This is a genomic window from Nocardia carnea NBRC 14403, assembly GCF_000308515.1.
In the GTDB taxonomy this organism is placed as follows: Bacteria; Actinomycetota; Actinomycetes; order Mycobacteriales; family Mycobacteriaceae; genus Nocardia; species Nocardia carnea.
This window is the reverse complement of the sequence record NZ_BAFV01000010.1, coordinates 1-1,656: the sequence shown is the minus strand read 5'-3', so window position 1 is coordinate 1,656 and position 1,656 is coordinate 1. Positions and strand designations below refer to the sequence as shown.

Sequence of the window (1,656 nt, the reverse complement as noted above, 5' to 3'; positions counted from 1 at the left end):
CGAATCCGCTCCCGGCATCGGTCAGCACACACACCGGTGCCGCCGTCTCGAGAATGTAGTCACTGCGTTCGGCAGGCTGATCCGGATCGAGCGGCACATACACGCCACCGGCCACCGCCACCGCATACATCGCGACCACGAGATCCACCGACCGCCGCAACGCCAACGCGACCCGAACCTCGGGCCCCACACCCCGGCCGATCAGATACCGCGCCAAACCATTGACCCGCGCCCCCAACTCGGCATAGGTCACCTGCGAACCATCAGCAGCCACCAACGCCACCGTGTCCGCGCCCGCCGCGACGGAATGGTCGAGCAGTGATACCAGAGTCTGCGACGAATCCAGCTCCCGGGCCGTCGAATTACGCTCCGTCAGCGCAACCCGCTCGGCCGGAGCCAGCAGATCGATATCGCCTACGGCCACCGAGGGCTCCGCCACGAGTTCACGCAGCAACCACACGAACCGGTCGACGAATCCCTGTGCGGTGGCGCGATCGAACAACGCGGTGGCGTAGGTCAGAGCGCCGGTGATACCGGCGGGCGCACCGGAGGATTCGTAATCGTCACCGATGATCAGGTGCAGGTCGAACTGGGAGATCTCGGTATCGATATCGACACCGGAAACCGTCAGACCGGGCAGTTCCAGACTCGACTGCGCCAGGTTCTGGAACGAGAAACCCACCTGGAACAACGGATGCCGAGCCGTCGAACGAACCGGATTCAGCACCTCCACCAAACGCTCGAACGGCACATCCGCATGCGCGAACGCCTGCAGATCCACCTCACGCTGACGCGCCAGCAAATCAGTGAACGCCTCACCCTGATCCAGCTGCGTCCGGAACACCAGCGTGTTCACGAACATACCGATCAGGTCCTCGAGCGCCTGCTCACCACGACCCGCGATCGGAGTACCGATGGTGATGTCGTCCGTGCCCGAGAGGCGTGACAGCAGCACGGCGAACGCCGTATGCGCGACCATGAACAGCGTCGCGCCCTGGCGTTGCGCCAGCCGCTGCAAACCGGCGTGGATCTCGGCATCGATCTCGACCGCGATCCGGCCGCCGCTGTAGGACTGCACCGCCGGACGCGGACGATCGGCCGGGAGATCGAGCTGATCCGGAATCCCGGCGAGTGCCGACTCCCAATATCCGATCTGCTTCGCCGCCAGCGATTCCGGATGGGTGTCCGCACCCAGCAACTCCCGCTGCCAGATACTGAAATCGGCGTACTGCACTCGCAACGGCGCCCAGCCCGGCGCCTCCCCCGCGACCCGCGCGGCATACGCGGTCATCAGATCGCGCGTCAACGGCACCACCGAGGAACCGTCACCGGAAATATGGTGCATCACCAGGGCCAGCACGAACTCATCGTGCGAACCTGCGGTGTCGCCGCCGGCTCCGTTGGTCGCAACCGTTTCGGCGCTATCTGCCGTCCCGATGCGGAACAGCGCTACCCGCAACGGCACCTCGGCGGTGACATCGAAGCCGGCCGACGCCAATTCCGATACAGCCGCAACGACCTCACCGGCGGCCACCGACCGCACCGCGAGCTCGGGAACGGCCTGGCCCACCGGCAACACGACCTGCACCGGTCCGGACTCGGTCTCCGGGTACACCGTCCGCAGCACCTCGTGCCGCGCCACCAGATCCGCGACCG

1 protein-coding gene is annotated in these 1,656 nt (G+C 66.0%); it reads right to left on the bottom strand.

All coding sequences use genetic code 11. The features are described 5' to 3' along the window. A partial coding sequence (locus tag ON22_RS03015) for a condensation domain-containing protein (RefSeq protein ID WP_043739793.1) occupies window positions 1-1,656 on the bottom strand: 1,656 nt, incomplete at both ends.